At 48.2% G+C, this 18,511-nt stretch carries 14 protein-coding genes and 1 pseudogene; 7 read left to right on the top strand and 8 right to left on the bottom strand.

Annotation, left to right across the window (positions count from 1 at the left end):
- Positions 1 to 3,525, top strand: coding sequence for a pyruvate:ferredoxin (flavodoxin) oxidoreductase (gene nifJ, locus NA197_RS00600; protein ID WP_079849409.1), 3,525 nt, complete (start codon positions 1 to 3; stop codon positions 3,523 to 3,525).
- Positions 3,526 to 4,006: 481 nt separating this feature from the next.
- Entirely contained in the window at positions 4,007 to 4,441 is a 435-nt protein-coding gene (uspF, locus tag NA197_RS00595; RefSeq protein ID WP_001082296.1) for a universal stress protein UspF, read from the top strand.
- A gap of 52 nt (positions 4,442 to 4,493) precedes the next feature.
- On the opposite strand, the gene NA197_RS00590 is transcribed toward uspF, so the two are convergent.
- On the bottom strand, positions 4,494 to 4,832 hold the full coding sequence (locus NA197_RS00590) for an SMR family transporter (RefSeq protein WP_000159242.1): 339 nt from the start codon (positions 4,830 to 4,832) through the stop codon (positions 4,494 to 4,496).
- Between the two features lie 274 nt (positions 4,833 to 5,106).
- Positions 5,107 to 8,529, bottom strand: a complete 3,423-nt coding sequence (locus NA197_RS00585) for a DUF4765 family protein (protein ID WP_064043125.1) — start codon at positions 8,527 to 8,529, stop codon at positions 5,107 to 5,109.
- A gap of 429 nt (positions 8,530 to 8,958) precedes the next feature.
- Here NA197_RS00585 and NA197_RS00580 point away from each other — a divergent pair.
- Positions 8,959 to 9,111: pseudogene (locus NA197_RS00580) on the top strand (tyrosine-type recombinase/integrase); the annotation flags it as partial.
- A 105-nt stretch (positions 9,112 to 9,216) separates the two neighbouring features.
- The gene (gene ttcA, locus NA197_RS00575; protein WP_064043124.1) at positions 9,217 to 10,152 is read left to right on the top strand and encodes a tRNA 2-thiocytidine(32) synthetase TtcA; all 936 of its coding nucleotides are present in this window, start codon (positions 9,217 to 9,219) and stop codon (positions 10,150 to 10,152) included.
- A gap of 43 nt (positions 10,153 to 10,195) precedes the next feature.
- On the opposite strand, the gene dbpA is transcribed toward ttcA, so the two are convergent.
- From dbpA to smrA, 5 genes are all read right to left on the bottom strand, one after another.
- Complete coding sequence (gene dbpA / locus NA197_RS00570) at positions 10,196 to 11,569, bottom strand: ATP-dependent RNA helicase DbpA (protein ID WP_064043123.1); 1,374 nt, start codon at positions 11,567 to 11,569, stop codon at positions 10,196 to 10,198.
- 28 nt (positions 11,570 to 11,597) lie between these two features.
- Positions 11,598 to 11,780 (bottom strand): proline-rich small protein YnaL, encoded by a 183-nt coding sequence (gene ynaL / locus NA197_RS00565; protein ID WP_001670836.1) that lies wholly within the window; start codon positions 11,778 to 11,780, stop codon positions 11,598 to 11,600.
- A gap of 275 nt (positions 11,781 to 12,055) precedes the next feature.
- Complete coding sequence (zntB, locus tag NA197_RS00560; RefSeq protein ID WP_000387373.1) at positions 12,056 to 13,039, bottom strand: zinc transporter ZntB; 984 nt, start codon at positions 13,037 to 13,039, stop codon at positions 12,056 to 12,058.
- A 145-nt stretch (positions 13,040 to 13,184) separates the two neighbouring features.
- Positions 13,185 to 14,339, bottom strand: coding sequence for a methyl-accepting chemotaxis protein (locus tag NA197_RS00555; protein ID WP_064043122.1), 1,155 nt, complete (start codon positions 14,337 to 14,339; stop codon positions 13,185 to 13,187).
- Positions 14,340 to 14,731: 392 nt separating this feature from the next.
- A complete protein-coding gene (gene smrA, locus NA197_RS00550; protein ID WP_001046799.1) occupies positions 14,732 to 15,295 on the bottom strand; it encodes a DNA endonuclease SmrA in 564 nt (187 codons plus the stop codon).
- A gap of 257 nt (positions 15,296 to 15,552) precedes the next feature.
- Between smrA and ogt the strand changes: the two genes are divergently transcribed.
- From ogt to uspE, 3 genes are all read left to right on the top strand, one after another.
- Positions 15,553 to 16,068 carry a methylated-DNA--[protein]-cysteine S-methyltransferase gene (gene ogt / locus NA197_RS00545; RefSeq protein ID WP_000945037.1) on the top strand — a complete coding sequence of 172 codons (516 nt, stop codon included), beginning with the start codon at positions 15,553 to 15,555 and terminating at the stop codon, positions 16,066 to 16,068.
- Positions 16,069 to 16,263: 195 nt separating this feature from the next.
- Positions 16,264 to 17,016: a fumarate/nitrate reduction transcriptional regulator Fnr gene (fnr, locus tag NA197_RS00540; protein WP_000611914.1), complete on the top strand. Its 753-nt coding sequence runs from the start codon at positions 16,264 to 16,266 to the stop codon at positions 17,014 to 17,016.
- Between the two features lie 150 nt (positions 17,017 to 17,166).
- Positions 17,167 to 18,114 carry a universal stress protein UspE gene (gene uspE / locus NA197_RS00535; protein WP_001262138.1) on the top strand — a complete coding sequence of 316 codons (948 nt, stop codon included), beginning with the start codon at positions 17,167 to 17,169 and terminating at the stop codon, positions 18,112 to 18,114.
- 54 nt (positions 18,115 to 18,168) lie between these two features.
- Here uspE and NA197_RS00530 read toward each other — a convergent pair whose 3' ends face one another.
- The gene (locus NA197_RS00530) at positions 18,169 to 18,423 is read right to left on the bottom strand and encodes a DUF2534 family protein (RefSeq protein ID WP_000605645.1); all 255 of its coding nucleotides are present in this window, start codon (positions 18,421 to 18,423) and stop codon (positions 18,169 to 18,171) included.
- Positions 18,424 to 18,511 lie beyond the last annotated feature (88 nt).

Raw genomic sequence — 18,511 nt, 5'->3', positions numbered from 1 at the left:
ATGCAAACGATTGACGGTAATGGCGCAGTAGCGTCGGTGGCGTTCCGTACCAGCGAGGTTATCGCCATTTACCCGATTACGCCCAGTTCAACAATGGCTGAACAAGCGGATGTCTGGGCCGGCAATGGGCTTAAAAATGTCTGGGGCGATACGCCGCGTGTGGTAGAGATGCAGTCGGAAGGCGGCGCGATCGCCGCCGTTCACGGTGCGTTACAAACCGGTTCGCTTTCTACGTCATTTACATCATCGCAGGGGCTGCTGCTGATGATTCCAACGCTGTATAAACTGGCGGGGCAGCTCACGCCGTTTGTACTGCACGTTGCCGCGCGCACCGTCGCCACACACGCGCTTTCTATTTTTGGCGACCATTCCGATGTGATGGCGGTCCGCCAGACAGGCTGCGCGATGTTATGCGCCGCCAGCGTTCAGGAAGCGCAGGATTTTGCGCTGATCGCACACAGGGCTACGCTGAAAAGCCGCGTTCCGTTTATTCATTTTTTTGATGGCTTCCGTACATCGCATGAAATCAACAAAATTATACCGCTAACGGATGAAACCATTCTGAACCTGATGCCGCAGGCGGAGATCGACGCTCACCGCGCCCGCGCGCTGAATCCGGAACATCCGGTGATTCGTGGAACTTCAGCGAATCCGGACACCTACTTCCAGTCTCGCGAAGCGACCAACCCGTGGTACAACGCCGTTTATGATCATGTTGAAGAGGCGATGAAGGCATTTGGCGACGCTACGGGCCGTCAGTACCAGCCATTTGAATATTATGGCCATCCCCAGGCTGAACGCGTCATCATTATGATGGGCTCCGCCCTCGGCACCTGCGAAGAGGTCGTGGACGAGCTACTGATACGCGGAGAAAAGGTCGGCGTTCTGAAAGTCCGTCTGTTCCGCCCCTTCTCCGCCAAACATTTGTTACAGGCATTACCGGAAACCGTTCGCGCTATCGCCGTGCTGGATCGCACCAAAGAGCCTGGCGCGCAGGCCGAGCCGCTTTATCTGGACGTGATGACCGCACTGGCGGAGGCCTTTAATAATGGCGAGCGCGAAACATTGCCGCGCACCATTGGCGGCCGTTATGGGCTATCATCCAAAGAGTTCGGCCCGGCGTGCGTACTGGCGGTCTTTAATGAACTCAGCCGCGCGAAACCCAAACCACGGTTTACGGTGGGCATTTATGATGACGTCACTAATCTCTCGCTGCCATTACCGGAAAATACCCTGCCCGGCAGCGCTAAACTGGAAGCGTTATTTTACGGTCTGGGAAGCGACGGTAGCGTATCCGCCACGAAAAATAATATTAAAATCATCGGTAATTCTACGCCGTGGTATGCGCAAGGTTATTTCGTTTATGACTCTAAAAAAGCTGGCGGACTCACGGTATCGCACCTGCGCGTCAGCGAAAAACCCATTCGTTCCGCTTACTTAATTGCTCAGGCGGATTTTGTCGGCTGCCATCAATTACAGTTTATCGATAAATATCAGATGGCGGAGCGTCTGAAGCCAGGCGGTATCTTTCTGCTTAATACGCCGTACAGCGCCGACGAGGTCTGGTCGCGTCTGCCGCAAGAAGTTCAGGCGGTGTTGAATCAGAAAAAGGCGCGTTTTTACGTGGTTAACGCGGCGAAAATCGCCCGCGAATGTGGACTTGGCGCCCGCATCAATACCGTCATGCAAATGGCTTTCTTCCACCTGACGCATATTCTTCCGGGCGATAGCGCCCTGGTTGAGCTGCAGGGCGCGATTGTCAAAAGCTATAGCAGCAAAGGTCAGGATCTGGTTGAGCGTAACTGGCAGGCATTGGCTCTGGCGCAGGAATCGCTGGCGGAAGTGCCGTTGCAGGCGGTTAATCCGCACAGCGCGCATCGCCCGCCGGTCGTCTCCGACGCCGCGCCGGATTTCGTGAAAACCGTTACCGCCGCCATGTTGGCGGGCCTTGGCGACGCACTGCCTGTTTCCGCCCTGCCGCCGGACGGAACATGGCCAATGGGCACCACCCGCTGGGAAAAACGCAATATCGCCGAAGAGATTCCTGTCTGGAAAGAGGAACTGTGTACACAATGTAATCACTGCGTCGCCGCCTGCCCTCACTCGGCGATTCGTGCGAAAGTCGTTTCCCCGCAGGCGATGGAGAACGCGCCAGCCAGTCTGCATTCGCTGGACGTGAAGTCCCGCGATATGCGCGGCCAGAAATATGTGCTGCAGGTCGCGCCGGAAGACTGTACTGGCTGTAATTTATGCGTAGAGGTCTGCCCGGCTAAAGATCGGCAAAATCCACAGATCAAGGCGATTAACATGATGTCGCGCCTTGAGCATGTGGAAGAAGAGAAAGTGAATTATGACTTCTTCCTCGACTTGCCGGAAATCGATCGCAGCAAACTGGAACGAATTGATATCCGCACATCGCAGCTTATTACGCCGCTGTTTGAATATTCCGGCGCCTGTTCCGGCTGCGGTGAAACGCCGTATATTAAACTGCTGACTCAGTTATATGGCGACAGAATGTTAATCGCTAACGCCACGGGGTGTTCCTCTATTTACGGCGGTAACTTACCCTCAACGCCTTATACCACCGATGCCAACGGACGCGGCCCGGCATGGGCGAATTCGTTATTTGAAGATAACGCGGAATTTGGTCTCGGTTTCCGTCTGAGTGTGGATCAGCACCGGGCGCGCGTCATGCGTTTACTGGCGCAATTCGCCGATCGCATTCCGGCGGAATTAAACGATGCGCTGCATGCCGAAGCAACGCCTGACGTTCGGCGTGAGCAGGTCGCCACATTACGCCAACATCTGAAATCGGTTGCGGGCGCAGAGGAACTGTTAAAGGATGCTGATGCGCTGGTAGAAAAATCAATCTGGCTGATTGGCGGCGATGGTTGGGCATACGACATCGGCTTTGGCGGTTTAGACCATGTGTTAAGCCTGACGGAGAATGTCAATATTCTGGTTCTGGATACGCAGTGTTATTCCAATACTGGCGGCCAGGCGTCGAAGGCGACGCCGCTTGGCGCCGTCACTAAATTTGGCGAACATGGCAAGCGTAAAGCCCGTAAAGATCTTGGCGTCAGCATGATGATGTATGGTCATGTTTACGTCGCACAAATTTCGCTGGGCGCGCAGTTAAACCAGACGGTGAAAGCCATCCAGGAGGCCGAAGCCTGGCCAGGGCCGTCGCTGATCATTGCCTATAGCCCCTGTGAGGAACATGGTTACGATCTGGCGCTAAGCCATGACCAGATGCGCCAGTTAACGGCGACCGGTTTCTGGCCGTTATACCGCTTTGATCCCCGCCGTGCGGATGAAGGCAAGCCGCCGCTGGCGCTGGACTCTCGGCCACCGTCTGATGCCCTGGCGGAAACGTTGCTTAATGAACAGCGTTTCCGTCGCCTGAATGCGCAACAGCCTGAAGTAGCTGAACAATTATGGCGAGATGCCGCATTGGATTTGCAAAAACGCTATGACTTTCTTGCCTTGCTGGCAGGAAAAGCGGAAAAACCCGGCGCAGATTAAAAAATATTCTAAGGATTAACCTGGAAACAAAAAAAGCCCGAACATTCGTTCGGGCTTGTCAATTTATACGCTGGAAAGCAAAGGTTAACGCAATGGCCCAGCGACAAAATGAATATGTGACAATAAAGGCATATAACAGGCGTAGAATATCGTAACCGAATGATATTGTATAATTTTTATTTCGTATAATACCCCCAAAAGCATTCGTATAAATTATATCTATTTCACTGCGAATTATTTCATTAATTATTGAATTAAACGGTAACATCTCTTTTTAGGTCTTTCCTGACAAGGCATAAATAACGTTTTAACGTCAACTCGCTGATTATTTACGGGGAATGCGCTTAATATTACGCCGTCCTCCCCTGTTGGTAGTCCCCGCAGAGTATCGTGGAGCAGCACCTAAAATGTGACGTATGTCATTGTACATAAAGTGCCTTTAGGGAGTAGAATTTCAGTGGATACTTAAACAGGAGGTTTTATGAACAGAACGATTCTTGTACCCATCGATATTTCAGATTCAGAATTAACTCAACGCGTGATTTCACATGTTGAAGCCGAAGCAAAGATTGACGACGCTAAAGTGCACTTTTTGACTGTAATCCCGTCTTTGCCCTATTACGCTTCACTGGGACTGGCTTATTCAGCAGAGCTCCCCGCAATGGACGATTTGAAAGCCGAAGCCAAATCACAACTGGAAGCGATTATCAAGAAATTCAACCTTCCCGCGGACCGCGTGCAGGCGCACGTGGCAGAAGGCTCTCCTAAAGATAAGATTCTGGAAATGGCAAAAAAATTACCGGCCGATATGGTGATTATCGCCTCGCATCGTCCGGATATTACTACCTATCTGTTGGGTTCCAACGCCGCAGCCGTTGTGCGTCATGCGGAATGCTCCGTACTGGTGGTACGCTAAATACCCGAGCCCGCATAAGAGAGTGCGGGCTCAAATCAACCATCATCATCGCCTAGTGACTGACGCTTTTTGAAAACAGATTGATTACGATTACGCCGCAGATAATAAGCAACATGCCAATAATAGCCGGCACATCCAGTTTTTGGCCAAGAAACAACCATCCTATCAATCCAATAAGAACAATCCCTACCCCAGACCAAATGGCATAAATGATACCCGCAGGGATGGTTCGCATTGGGATGGTAAGGCACCAGAACGCGATACAATATCCGATGATGGTAACGAGGCTCGGTACCAGACGCGTAAAACTATCCGATAATTTTAATGAGATCGTGGCGATAACTTCTACCACGATGGCGATAAATAGAAAGATTACAGCTTCTTTAGTCATACATCTCTTCGTTCCGATATTTTTTTGGTCGTGATGACATCTTAATTAATACGGATGACAGAATAAAGACGCTTTTGACCCGTTGCGTATCTCGCCATAACCTACTTCAAGTTGCATGTGCTGCGGCTGCGTTCCCTTACCCCAGTCACTTACTTGAGTAAGCTCCTGGGGATCCGCTCGCTTGCCGCCTTCCTGCAAGTCGAATTAATTAAAGTATAAAAGCAATCTTTCATACACGAGAGATCAAAACAATAAACTTGTTCAGGATTTATGATTACTTAGAAGCGTTTGCCTGCCCCGTATTTTCTGCTTTACCATATGTCCTGTCAATTATACCAACAGGGTCCACTGGTGTGTTTTTTGGCATAACCCAGCCACTTTCACTGACACTACCTCGTGTAAGATATCTGACTTTTACCTTAACGATAATAAGAAAATGCTCCCTGCTGAACCTGTCTGCAACACTAAGTTCCGTGGTATATTCAGGTACGATTCTTCCACTTCTAACCTGCTCTTTGGCTATTTCAGCAGAGACAGGCAATACCTCTACATCGCCCCCCTCAATACCGCCTGCTGTTTTAAAACTAACAATATTTTCAGCCTGCGGACCTATTGTACCTCGGCATAATACAACTTCGGTCTCCCCTGCTGCTACATCCCCACTCCGGTATTTCTTATAAATACTTTGTACATTTTCTTCTGTTGTAGGGTATAAATCTTCTGACAGGGAGGCCAGTATATCTTCCAGTAAGGGGGAATCATCCGTTATATCCAGCAGTTCTTCATCATAACCCGCGTCTCCTTCTCTTAACTCTGAATAAGGCTTATCAATATGGCGAATAAGCCCCCCACCTTTCAGCCCTGACGCTTGATAAAATCTTCCATCAGAAGATCGGTAAAATGTCATGGCTGAATTTTTTCCGCTATCCGAATAGGTTGCCTGATACGTTTCTGAATTTGGTTCTTTAGTTAAAACGAGCTCTCTGTCGCCATATTTTATCGTATTAGGCGCTTCCGATGACAGCGGTGGATATGAGGCCTGTTTTCTGTAAAAGCCTTCTCCTGACGGTTTGTAATAACCATACGTTTCTTTATCAAAACCGGTAGCGCGATAGAGCCCATCGTTTCCCGCTGGACCTAACTCAAGAACTTTCTGATTAGTTTTTTGATAAATAAAATCTGTATTTTCTATTGACTCTATAATTTTATAATTACTCCCCTTTTGAATCGGCGCTCGTACTACACCTCTTTGTATTTTATTTTCAACAAATCGGAGGCCCGTATACTTTGCATTTGCCGCTCTTTCTGTGAACTTCGCTCCAGCAACAGGAACAGCCTCCATACCGATACGAATAATATCCTGTACGTAACCGCATACATCCGCAGAGTTTTCCACAACAGCCCGGTTAAGAATACTGCTGGTACCAGCCAGAGCGTTAAAACCAGGGATAAGCCCCATTACAATATTCCAGACCGTTCCTAAGAGGTGAAGTCCTGCTCTTGCAGCCGGGCTTAATGAGGAAATTGTGCGATGATGTATAGTATCATCAAGATCAAAACTCAGCTCAATTAAGCCTCCCAACCCCTCCTGAATAATCTTATTAAATGCATAAACGAATTCTTGCCCGCCATTCATGGAGGAAAGTTTCTCCTTGAACGATTCGAGAGCCTGAGCCTGTCTCTCATGTTGTTCTTCTAATGTCAGCCAACTGCTTTGCGCAATATCACTGATCTCGTGAATAAGCCCAACAACGGCCTCTTGCACCATTTTGTTGATGTCCATTAGTCCTAAGATATCACACTCCTGCATATGTTCCTTCATATGAGTCTCTGCTCGATAATATTTCTCCGCCCAGTTTAGCTGCTTATTGATCGCGGCTTTCATTAACAATCTTAAAGGCTCGTTACTTTTGGGAAGTGTTGATTTAACACCTTTGGTAAATTTATTATTAACCACAATTTTTCTTGCTATTGTGTCTATTTTTTTATCATTAACTGGCCCCGTTATCTTTGCACACCAAAAAATAATATTACGCATAATAATAAAATTATTTTTTATGCCTTCAGGGCTAAGCAATACTCTATCACCACCATTGCTGGATAAATGGTGTATCACTAATTGAACCAGCTTAAAAAGATGATTCATCCTTTTTTTATTAAAAGCGCTCTTTCCTCTTTCTTGTCTATTGAAAGATACTATTTCTAATGCTGTAATAATAGCATCCTTACCATAGAAAACGTCAAAGCTTGAACCAGAAATAGCAGGAAACTTTTCATACAGGACTTTCGCATAGTGGCTTTCCCTTGTCCATAAAGGCCTGTCTATCATGAGTGGTTCAGGCTCAGTACTGAAATGCATAGGATGAACCAGCATATCACGCGCCATTAGCTCATATATTTTATATTGATGTTGAATATTTTCTCTTACAAAAGATAGAACAGAAATGAAACTTCCCTCACCGAGAACAATGAGACGATCACTTAAATGAACTAAAAGACCTTTGAACATATATTCAGCAGCAATAGCTCTTCCATCATGCGTCCACTGCCCAGTTTGAGAAAACGCAAGTAATTCATGATAGCCTCTTTTATAACTATTTGCCTCTTGTTCTTTTACCAGTAGTTTGAGTATTGAGATAAGGCGTCCCCCTGCCATAGATGTAAAGTGTTCAAATAGGCCATCTAACACCTTACCTGCCAGGTTAGGCTCCGTAGTTGGGGCAGGATGATCCTCCGGGAGAGCCCTTTCATATCTCTGTAATTCTTTAACGGGTAAAAAATTATTCTCACCTTCTGAATTACCATTTTTTATCCTATAATCACCAGATGTTACTGCTAATCTTGATGATAATAACAAACCAGTTACTGCAATGTTTTTAATACTCCTGTCCATTTTATGAATGGTTACTGGCTGAAGATGATTGCGGCTATGAGAAGATAAGAAAATTTGCTTTTGAATTTCCTTTCCCTCAAATATAATTTGCTCAGTGCTTTTAGGTGGAACAGTTACGCTATCTACATTAAATAGCTCATGTTCCCCACTCATCGTTACCTGAGAAAAACACGACGATGTATGTGCAATTGCAGCGGGATCAATCTCTTTATAAATAACATTGGCGTAAACGTTTGCAACTTCACCACTTGCATTTAAATGATCGTGCAAAATATGTTTTAGAAATAGATCTAACAACAATTTTTTTGATGTAATTCCATTTGCACAGTTGTGAAAGTCAGGAGGAATTGGATAGCCGCTTTGATCAAATGGAAGCGATAAATATCCTCGTCGCCCATCAATATTTTCGTAACTGTAATTTAGAGATATCTTTACCTCGCATTTATTGGTATCTACATCGTCATTGATACTGCGCTCTACTTTATAATTAACCAGCCTACGGAAGGTTGCGCTATTTGAATAATAAAAATCCAATGTTGATTGGATTTCTTCACATATAATTTCATGTGTTGGCTCAAAGAAGAATTCATAAATATTTAAGCTGTTCTTTTCTTCATCTTTGGCTATCTCATCCAGCTTAATATATTCTTCTGGTAAATTAGATATTTGCTCATGAAAGATATTGTCCTGATAAAGTCCATCCAACATTGAAAGGTACGGTATGGTATCCCAACTTCTGATAGCTTGTATCTGTACCGTCTGCTGTGATTCTCTGGTTGATATATCACTTACTGTTATACGCATTACGTTCTCCAGCCAGAATTATGGTATACATCATAAGATGTAGATATCAGGTAGCAATTCTCATCGCAAATAATTTGTCTGAACTGTACATATGATACAGGCTATTTTTAATTCAATACGACCACCAGAATAAACAAGAAAATTTTAAATAGTATACGGTAAAATGATCTTACCCAACGATAATTAAACACTCTGCACTATCTTATTAGATAATAAAATACTGATACGTTATTTTATATCACCAATAAAAGAGCAAAAAGGGTGTGCCGAATATCATTTTACACCTGTCCCGGTTCACCCCACGGAACCACTTGAAACGTACCATCATCAGGACGCAGCAGCGCCTGAATTTCAGTTGAGCCCGTCACTTCTTAACGGGCCTGGCTACATGATGTATACAGTTGACAATATCCGAAGGTACTATCTCTATTAAAACGTGCTGGCATTCGTCGCCGTAATCCGTACCATACGCGACATACTTTTGCCTGCTGGCTGTTGACGGCAGGAGCGAACCCGGCATTTATCGCCAGCCAAATGGGGCATGAAACTGCGCAGATGGTGTATGAAATTTACGGTATGTAGATTGATGACATGAACGACGAACAAGTAGCGATGTTGAATGCGCGGTTATCGTAGTTGCAAAGTTTGCCCCCAATTTGCCCCATTTAGTACCAGAGAACTGAAATAATGCAAGAAATTCAAAAGAATACAAAGAAAGAGCAATACAACCTCAACAAGTTGCAAAAGCGCCTGCGCCGTAACGTTGGCGAAGCGATTGCCGATTTTAATATGATTGAAGAAGGCGATCGCATTATGGTTTGCCTTTCTGGCGGCAAAGATAGCTATACGATGCTGGAAATTTTACGTAATTTGCAGCAAAGCGCCCCGATCAATTTTTCACTGGTCGCCGTCAACCTCGATCAAAAGCAGCCAGGTTTCCCGGAGCATATCCTGCCAGCCTACCTTGAGCAGCTAGGCGTGGAATATAAAATCGTCGAAGAAAACACCTACGGCATTGTGAAAGAGAAGATTCCGGAAGGAAAAACCACCTGCTCGCTGTGCTCGCGTTTGCGTCGGGGTATCCTGTATCGTACGGCGACTGAACTGGGCGCGACCAAAATCGCCCTGGGCCACCACCGCGACGATATTCTGCAAACCCTGTTTCTGAATATGTTCTATGGCGGAAAAATAAAAGGGATGCCGCCGAAGCTGATGAGCGATGACGGCAAACATATCGTGATTCGCCCGCTGGCTTACTGCCGCGAGAAAGATATTGTCCGTTTTGCTGAGGCCAAAGCCTTCCCTATCATTCCTTGTAATCTGTGCGGTTCGCAACCCAACCTGCAACGCCAGGTGATTGCCGACATGCTACGCGACTGGGATAAGCGCTATCCTGGACGGATAGAGACGATGTTTAGCGCCATGCAGAATGTCGTGCCGTCTCACCTTTGTGACACTAACCTGTTCGATTTCAAAGGAATCACTCACGGTTCCGAGGTCGTCGACGGCGGCGATTTAGCGTTCGATCGTGAAGAGATTCCCTTGCAGCCCGCTGGCTGGCAGCCGGAAGAAGATGACACTTCCGTAGAGGCGTTGCGGCTTGATGTTATCGAAGTGAAATAATCTGCAGGCGTCTCAGCACTCCGCTGAGACGCCATACTATCGATCATTTTAATAGCCGTACCCGGCATGACTTGCCTTTGATCTTCCCGTTTTGCAACTGCTTCCAGGCTTTTTGCGCTACTGCTTGACGTACGGCGACGTAAACGTGCATTGGATGCACATTAATTTTGCCGATATCCGCCCCGTCTAATCCAATATCGCCGGTCAGCGCGCCTAAAATATCTCCCGGACGCATTTTCGCTTTTTTGCCGCCGTCAATACATAGGGTAGCCATCTCTGCGGCCAGAGGGAGCAACGACTGCCGGGCGGGCGCATTCAGCCAGTTCAGCTTGAGTTGCAGCATTTCTGAAAGAATATTCGCCCGCTGCGCCTCTTCCGGCGCGCAGAAACTGATCGCCAGGCCGCTGCTTCCCGCGCGCGCCGTACGGCCAATACGATGGACATGCACCTCCGGGTCCCAGGCCAGTTCATAGTTAACCACCAGTTCGAGCGATTTAATGTCTAACCCTCGCGCGGCAACGTCGGTGGCAACCAGAATGCGCGCGCTGCCATTTGCAAAACGCACCAACGTCTGGTCGCGGTCGCGTTGTTCCAGATCGCCGTGGAGCGCCAACGCGCTTTGTCCTACCGCATTAAGCGCATCACAAACGGCCTGACAATCTTTTTTGGTATTGCAAAACACCACGCAGGACGCTGGCTGATGCTGGCTAAGCAACGTTTGTAGCAGCGAAATTTTTTCATGCGCAGACGTTTCGAAGAACTGTTGTTCGATAGCCGGTAGCGCATCTACCGTATCGATTTCAATACGTATTGGCTGCTGCTGTACACGACCGCTAATCGCCGCAATGGCCTCAGGCCAGGTTGCTGAAAACAATAACGTCTGGCGCGTCGCAGGCGCAAAGTGGATCACCTCATCAATGGCGTCACTGAATCCCATGTCCAGCATTCGGTCTGCTTCATCCATTACCAGAATATGCAGCGCATCCAGCGATACGGTTTCTTTTTGTAAATGATCCAGCAGGCGCCCCGGCGTCGCGACAATGATATGCGGAGCGTGCTGAAGCGAGTCGCGCTGTGCGCCAAAGGGTTGCCTGCCACACAAGGTCAGAATTTTGGTATTTGGCAGAAAACGGGCCAGGCGACGTAACTCCCCGGCTACCTGATCCGCCAGCTCCCGCGTCGGACACAGCACTAACGCCTGTGTCTGGAACAGAGTGACGTCAATTCGATGCAAGAGCCCAAGACCAAACGCCGCCGTTTTGCCGCTACCGGTCCTGGCCTGCACACGCACATCATTTCCCGCCAGAATGACGGGTAATGCTGCGGCCTGAACAGGCGTCATCTCAAGATAGCCCAGCTCAGTAAGGTTATTGAGCTGGGCGGCGGGCAAAACATTCAGGGTTGAAAAAGCGGTCACAATTTACTCTCGCGGTAACGACTCATAGTCAGCAGGCGCGTATCCTCGCAGATCCGGGCGTTTGATGCGACATTTTAATCGGTTCTTCGTCCGGCGGCGGGTCGGGCATCGGCTGAGGACGGGGAAGCGGCTCAGGAATGGGAACAGGGTCAGTGGGAATCGGGTCCGACAAGGACGAGTGTAGATATAATAAGGTCAAAAGACAGCTCATATTACCCTCCAGAATGTCATTCAGACTCTTAAAGGGTAGACGCAGATAGTCTACAGGCAAAAAAAAGCCGACTAATCTAAGCCGGCGTCGTACGAATCAATTGTGCTATGCAGTAATTCAAAAAAGGAAGTAAGACAATATGGAGCGCAACGCCCATCGCTTGACGTTGCATTCACCTGCGAGAGAGATATTGCCCCGAATAGGTAGATGGTTTATTGACTTCGCTCAAATTTCTCGGCGTTTTTTCACCCGAAATGGTCTGAAAAGCGCTTTTGTTACAACCATTTACTGCGATGCAACCATAAAGTAACACCACCGATCAGGACAACTAACAGAATACAAAACAGAGAAAAGCCGAATCGCCATCCGCCGCCAGGAATGCCGCCCAGGTTAACGCCAAATAACCCTGTTAAAAAGGTGCTGGGCAGAAAAACCATCGCCATAAGCGACATGGTATAAGTTCTGCGCGCCAGAGACTCCTGCATCACCTGGGCAATTTCATCCGCCATGATGCCAGTACGCGCGATACAAGCGTCAATTTCATCCAACCCCCTTCCCAGCCTGTCGGCGATATCCTGCATTCTGCGCCGGTGATCGTCGCTCATCCACGGCAGCCGTTCACTCGCAAGCCGGGCATAGACGTCGCGCTGCGGCGCCATATAGCGACGCATAACAATTAGCTGTTTACGTAGCAATGCGAGGAAACCGCGCGGTGGGATTTGCTGGTCGAGAAGATTATCTTCCAGATCGATAATTTTATCGTGTAGCTCTTCAATAAATTCACTGGCGTGATCGGTTAACGCATCGCACACATCTACTAACCAGCCGCCGCAATCTACGGGCCCGGTGCCCTCCTGCAAATCACTGACCACATCGTCCAGCGCCAGAACCTTTCGCTGACGGGTAGACACAATGAATCGCTCGTCCATATATAAACGCATTGCTACTAATTGATCCGGGCGTTCGTCAGTACTGCCATTAATACAGCGCAGCGTAATGAGCGTCCCTTCCCCCATACGACTTACGCGCGGGCGCGAGCTTTCACCAGCCAGCGCATCACGCACGTTATTGGGGAGTAAAGGCGTTGAAGCCAACCAGCGGGCGCTGTCCGGGTGGGTATAATTAAGATGTAGCCAACAAGGATGCTGACTATCGATCACATCATTATCTTCGAGCGGTTTTACTCCACCACGACCATCCAGTAGCCATGCGAAAACGGCATCCGGCACGTTCACATCCGATCCCTTAATGGCTTCCACAGCGCCTCCTCGTTACAACTCTTATGCCGTTAGTCTAGCTTTCGGGAAAGGTTAAGCAATCTCTCATTTTCTCATTGCGCAAAAAGAATGACGGGAGCGTGCGAAAAAAGCGCCTTAGCAACAGGCGCTTACCAAACATGTATTATCAGGCCTGGCCGCGCCTGGCGATGGTCGAAAGAGGTGATACATGAGAGCGCGACAGCGCATGTTCACTGTAACCCGGCTGGCTTAAACGAAATTTGTCGGTTTTAGTCTGTAACTCGATCACCTGCGCCTTTAAAACATCCGAAGAAGCAGATAACGCTTCAACCATTAAGACATTGCTATGGGTTGCGCTTTCCAGATCGCTCAACGCCAGGGTTATCTGGTTAATGCCTTTTTCCTGCTCCCGCGTGGTGGTGGAAATTTCACTCATCAGCACGTTTAATTGCCCGGAGCCGCCAACAATCTCCTGCATATTTTTTTCAGCCTCCTGCACTATGGCGGCCCCCTGCCGCACATTGTCATGCGTAACGTCGATCAGCGCCTTGATACTTTTTGCCGCCTCGGCGCTACGATGCGCCAGATTACGCACTTCCCCGGCCACCACGGAGAAACCTTTTCCATGATCGCCCGCCCGCGCAGCCTCTACCGCCGCGTTAAGCGCCAGAATATTAGTCTGGAATGCGATACCGTCAATCAATGAAATAATCTCCGTCATCTGCGAGGCACAGTCGGTAATAGAACGCATATTTTCTGTAACCCGCACCATTAATTCACCGCCTTTACGGGCGCATTGGGTTGCACAATCCGCCTGTATGCTCGCCATTCGGGTATTATCCGCATTGTTTTTGGTACTCGCCGCCATTTCATCCATACTGGCGGCAGTTTGAATTAACGAGGCCGACTGCTGTTCCGTCTTTACGGATAGCGACATACTGCGCGCCGCCAGTTGTTCGGAAAGGGTCATTGCCGTTTGCGAAGAGGATCTGATTTCGCGTACCAGCGCGGAAATATTCTCCGACAGGCTATTAATTCCGGGGATGAGTCGCCCGGCGCAATTATTGCCAAATTCGGAGATATGAATAGACAAGTTTCCTGCTGCGACCTCTTCAATACTTTTCTTCACGGTATTAATCGGCACTACCAGATAGCAGGTCATATACCACCAAAGCAGTAATGTCGAGATCAGATAAATGATATTACACGTAATTAAAATAGGGAGATCGTGCAGAAAAGCTATTTGTAAAGTATCCACCAAAAGAAACGTACATACCATGAATAGAATAATGCATGTTCTGACGCTGATATTTCTCAACATTTTTGACGGCCTACAACCAGGATAGGAGACAGGTTTTATTTTTATAGCATTTCAGATATCTATTGCCATTCGTTTCTTTGACATTCTCCATATTCAATACCAGACCATCGCCATTTCCCTTAATGCAACAGATAAAATCATCTATATTCGCTATGCCAGGATATTCATCCAGCCATATTGACAAGTGATGTACTTATCACCATTTTCTGCTTAATAGTTAAGTCGAAAGCCAGTATATTTTAATAGACGCTTAAATAAGCGAATGACTGTTTCTCCGTGTTATTACCGTGGACAGCGTTATCGCCCGTTCTCTTGCAGAATCCTGAGCATCAGGCATAAAATCGGGTTCGTGCGAGCTTGCGCTGGCGGTCCTGTCCGCCAGCAGCAACGATTTACCGACTACGCTTCGCATGGCGCTCCCAGTTATCCTGTTTAGCCTGCACCGTTTTACGTAACGCGACATAACATGCCCCGCCGCCGCCATGGTGCGGCAGCGCCGAACAATAAGCCTGTACATCTTCAAACTCTGTCAACCAGCGGGCCACATAGCTTCGGACGATATTGGCATGTGACTTCGCCTCTCGCCCTTTACCATGAATGATCAGGACATTACGCAACCCCTCTTTCTGCGCCTCCAGGATAAAACGAAACAGCATTTTTCGGCACGTTTCGACCGGCTGGCGTAACAAATTGAGGCTGGCCTGCTGCGGATATTTCCCACTGCGTAACTTGTCGATGACACCCTGCTGCAATCCTTCCCGACGAAATTCCAGCGGTTCATTCAGCGGCAGAATATCCAGAAAGCCCGTCGTCAGGAAATTATCAAGCTGAAGCGTGTCGATACGCTGGGGCGTTTTAAGATTACGCGTTGGCTGCCAGTGTACATCAGTATGGCGTTTCAGCGGCTGGACATCTTCCATGGCGTCAAGAAACAGCGCTTTATCGTCAAGGTTCATGGTTCATCCTCCAGCGTTTTTGCGACTGTCGTTATCATAACCGCGCCCTGTTATACCGACAACGGTTTACAGTTATTTCCAATAACAGCGACAATGTAAGGCAATTAACCGCCTCGCCAGGCTCCCTTTTTCTCCGCCAACGATATTACTGTCGCTAAATGTGTTATCCCTGACTATCTTTTAAGGAGTATGGTTGCGGGTATTCCTGGCATGATATCTTGTCTCTTACGTTAGATTAAGACGATGTGAGAGAACGGATGCTGAGATTACTTGAAGAGAAGATAGCCACGCCATTAGGTCCGTTATGGGTGGTTTGCGATGAGCAGTTTCGACTGCGGGCCATTGAGTGGGAACAGTACCGCGATCGTATGGAGCAACTGCTAAATATCCACTACCGTCACGAAGGCTATGAACGCGTTTCTGCGACTAACCCCGGTGGACTCAGCGATAAGCTTGCAGATTATTTTGCAGGCAATCTCGCCGTAATTGATACCCTGGAAACCGCCACGGGGGGCACACCTTTTCAACGGGAAGTATGGCAGGCTTTGCGCACTATCCCCTGCGGGCAGGTGATGCACTATGGTCAACTGGCGGCGCAACTGGGACGACCGGGCGCCGCACGCGCAGTCGGTGCTGCGAATGGCGCTAACCCCATCAGTATTGTTGTTCCCTGCCATCGCGTCATCGGGCGTAACGGCACTCTGACCGGATACGCTGGCGGCGTGCAGCGAAAAGAGTGGCTATTACGCCATGAAGGCTATCTTTTATTATGAATATACAGGCAAAAAGTGCCTTATCGGTCACACTTTTATGTAAAGCAACAACAAATAAATTACGTGTTTTCAAATAGATAAAAGTATTCATCAAACTTATACTTGAATTATTCCTTCTCCGGGATAGCTCAGACTTACGCGCTCACCAAAAAGATGTTAAAATTGACAAATATCAATTACGGCTTGAGCAGACCTATGATCCCGGAAAAGCGAATTATACGGCGCATTCAGTCTGGCGGTTGTGCTATCCATTGCCAGGATTGCAGTATCAGCCAGCTTTGCATCCCGTTCACACTTAACGAGCATGAGCTTGATCAGCTTGATAATATCATCGAGCGCAAAAAGCCCATTCAGAAAGGGCAAACTCTGTTTAAAGCAGGTGATGAACTGAAATCGCTCTATGCTATCCGCTCCGGAACGATTAAGAGCTACACCATTACCGAGCAAGGCGATGAGCAGATTACTGGATTCCATTTAGCAGGCGACCTGGTGGGTTTTGACGCCATTGGCAGCGGTCATCATCCGAGCTTTGCACAGGCGCTGGAAACCTCAATGGTATGTGAAATTCCCTTTGAGACGCTGGATGACCTGTCCGGCAAAATGCCTAACCTGCGTCAGCAAATGATGCGTCTGATGAGCGGTGAAATTAAAGGCGATCAGGATATGATCCTGTTATTGTCGAAGAAAAACGCCGAAGAACGTCTGGCCGCGTTTATTTACAACCTGTCCCGCCGCTTTGCGCAGCGTGGTTTTTCACCGCGTGAATTCCGCCTGACGATGACCCGTGGCGATATCGGCAACTATCTTGGCTTAACGGTCGAAACCATTAGCCGTCTGCTGGGGCGTTTCCAGAAAAGCGGCATGCTGGCGGTGAAAGGTAAGTATATTACTATTGAAAACAGCGATGCGCTGGCGGCCCTCGCTGGTCATACCCGCAACGTCGCTTAAACGTCAGCTAAACCATTGATGTTATCTTCTGCCATATCGTTAAATTTTTCTCATTTATTGATCTGGCAGAAGCGCTTCCTCTGTTTCATTCACCATATTTGAGTTACTCTTTAGTTACAAACTGCGATGACAGTTGTAAGGAGACCCTGTATGGCTATGTATCAAAATATGCTGGTGGTCATCGATCCCAATCAGGACGACCAACCCGCATTACGGCGAGCAGTTTATTTGCATCAACGGATTGGCGGCAAAATTAAAGCTTTCCTGCCTATTTACGATTTCTCGTATGAGATGACCACCCTGCTTTCTCCTGACGAACGCACCGCAATGCGTCAGGGCGTAATAAGTCAACGCACAGCCTGGATACGTGAGCAGGCGAAATATTATCTTGAAGCCGGTGTCCCCATTGAAATTAAAGTGGTCTGGCACAATCGTCCCTTTGAGGCCATCATCCAGGAGGTTATCGCCGGCAGTCACGATCTGGTGTTGAAAATGGCGCATCAGCACGATCGACTGGAAGCGGTCATTTTTACCCCTACCGACTGGCATTTGCTGCGTAAATGCCCAAGCCCCGTGTGGATGGTCAAAGATCAGCCGTGGCCAGAGGGCGGCAAAGCCCTGGTCGCCGTGAACCTGGCAAGCGAAGAGCCTTATCACAATGCTCTCAACGAAAAGCTGGTAAAAGAGACCTTACAATTGGCGGAGCAGGTTAATCATACCGAAGTGCACCTGGTCGGCGCCTACCCCGTTACGCCAATCAATATCGCCATTGAGCTGCCGGAATTTGATCCCAGCGTGTATAACGACGCCATCAGAGGCCAGCATTTACTGGCGATGAAAGCGCTGCGCCAGAAATTCAGCATCGATGAAAAAGTTACGCATGTAGAAAAAGGCTTGCCGGAAGAAGTTATCCCGGATCTTGCCGAACATCTCCAGGCGGGGATCGTTGTGCTTGGCACCGTTGGACGTACCGGACTCTCGGCCGCGTTTCTGGGGAACACGGCCGAACAGGTCATTGACCATCTGCGCTGCGACCTGTTAGTCATTAAGCCTGATGAGTACCAGACACCGGTTGAACTGGACGACGAGGACGATTAATCCCTCTTGTGTCCTGCCGGATGGCGCTGCCATCCGGCCAATACCCTATTCCTGTTACTCATCTCCGCCGAGGAAATAGATCCCCAAAGGAATCGCCAGCAGAATAGTGAACACCAGACTGTAAACGAAAATCATTGCCGACTGAATGGCATACATAGAGCTTGTCCACTCGGACAGTGGAATATGATATTGCTCAATCACACCGCCGATAGTCGCGCGCGTTACCACCGATGCCGCAACGATAAACACTGCCAGCAGGCATAACAGAAATTTTTTCCCCTTCGCCGATTTCAGCTTCATCATGATCATAGTATTGTCCTTTACAGATGACTTTGTTACCTGATAGCAACAATACCATGACATTCACGCGATGTCTGCTCTATAAAACGTGACATTG

This window comes from Salmonella sp. NW884 (assembly GCF_051700745.1).
GTDB classification, from domain to species: domain Bacteria; phylum Pseudomonadota; class Gammaproteobacteria; order Enterobacterales; family Enterobacteriaceae; genus Salmonella; species Salmonella enterica.
Note: the sequence above shows the minus strand (reverse complement) of the source record. Positions and strands in the feature narration are given on the sequence as shown.

Excerpts from the sequence above, each read along its gene's own strand:
- NA197_RS00590 (WP_000159242.1), bottom strand. The coding sequence starts at position 4,832 with ATGACTAAAGAAGCTGTAATCTTTCTATTTATCGCCATCGTGGTAGAA.
- uspF (WP_001082296.1), top strand. The coding sequence starts at position 4,007 with ATGAACAGAACGATTCTTGTACCCATCGATATTTCAGATTCAGAATTA.
- uspE (WP_001262138.1), top strand. The coding sequence starts at position 17,167 with ATGGCTATGTATCAAAATATGCTGGTGGTCATCGATCCCAATCAGGAC.
- nifJ (WP_079849409.1), top strand. The coding sequence starts at position 1 with ATGCAAACGATTGACGGTAATGGCGCAGTAGCGTCGGTGGCGTTCCGT.
- ttcA (WP_064043124.1), top strand. The coding sequence starts at position 9,217 with ATGCAAGAAATTCAAAAGAATACAAAGAAAGAGCAATACAACCTCAAC.
- NA197_RS00530 (WP_000605645.1), bottom strand. The coding sequence starts at position 18,423 with ATGATCATGATGAAGCTGAAATCGGCGAAGGGGAAAAAATTTCTGTTA.
- NA197_RS00585 (WP_064043125.1), bottom strand. The coding sequence starts at position 8,529 with ATGCGTATAACAGTAAGTGATATATCAACCAGAGAATCACAGCAGACG.
- fnr (WP_000611914.1), top strand. The coding sequence starts at position 16,264 with ATGATCCCGGAAAAGCGAATTATACGGCGCATTCAGTCTGGCGGTTGT.
- NA197_RS00555 (WP_064043122.1), bottom strand. The coding sequence starts at position 14,339 with ATGTTGAGAAATATCAGCGTCAGAACATGCATTATTCTATTCATGGTA.
- ynaL (WP_001670836.1), bottom strand. The coding sequence starts at position 11,780 with ATGAGCTGTCTTTTGACCTTATTATATCTACACTCGTCCTTGTCGGAC.
- smrA (WP_001046799.1), bottom strand. The coding sequence starts at position 15,295 with ATGAACCTTGACGATAAAGCGCTGTTTCTTGACGCCATGGAAGATGTC.
- ogt (WP_000945037.1), top strand. The coding sequence starts at position 15,553 with ATGCTGAGATTACTTGAAGAGAAGATAGCCACGCCATTAGGTCCGTTA.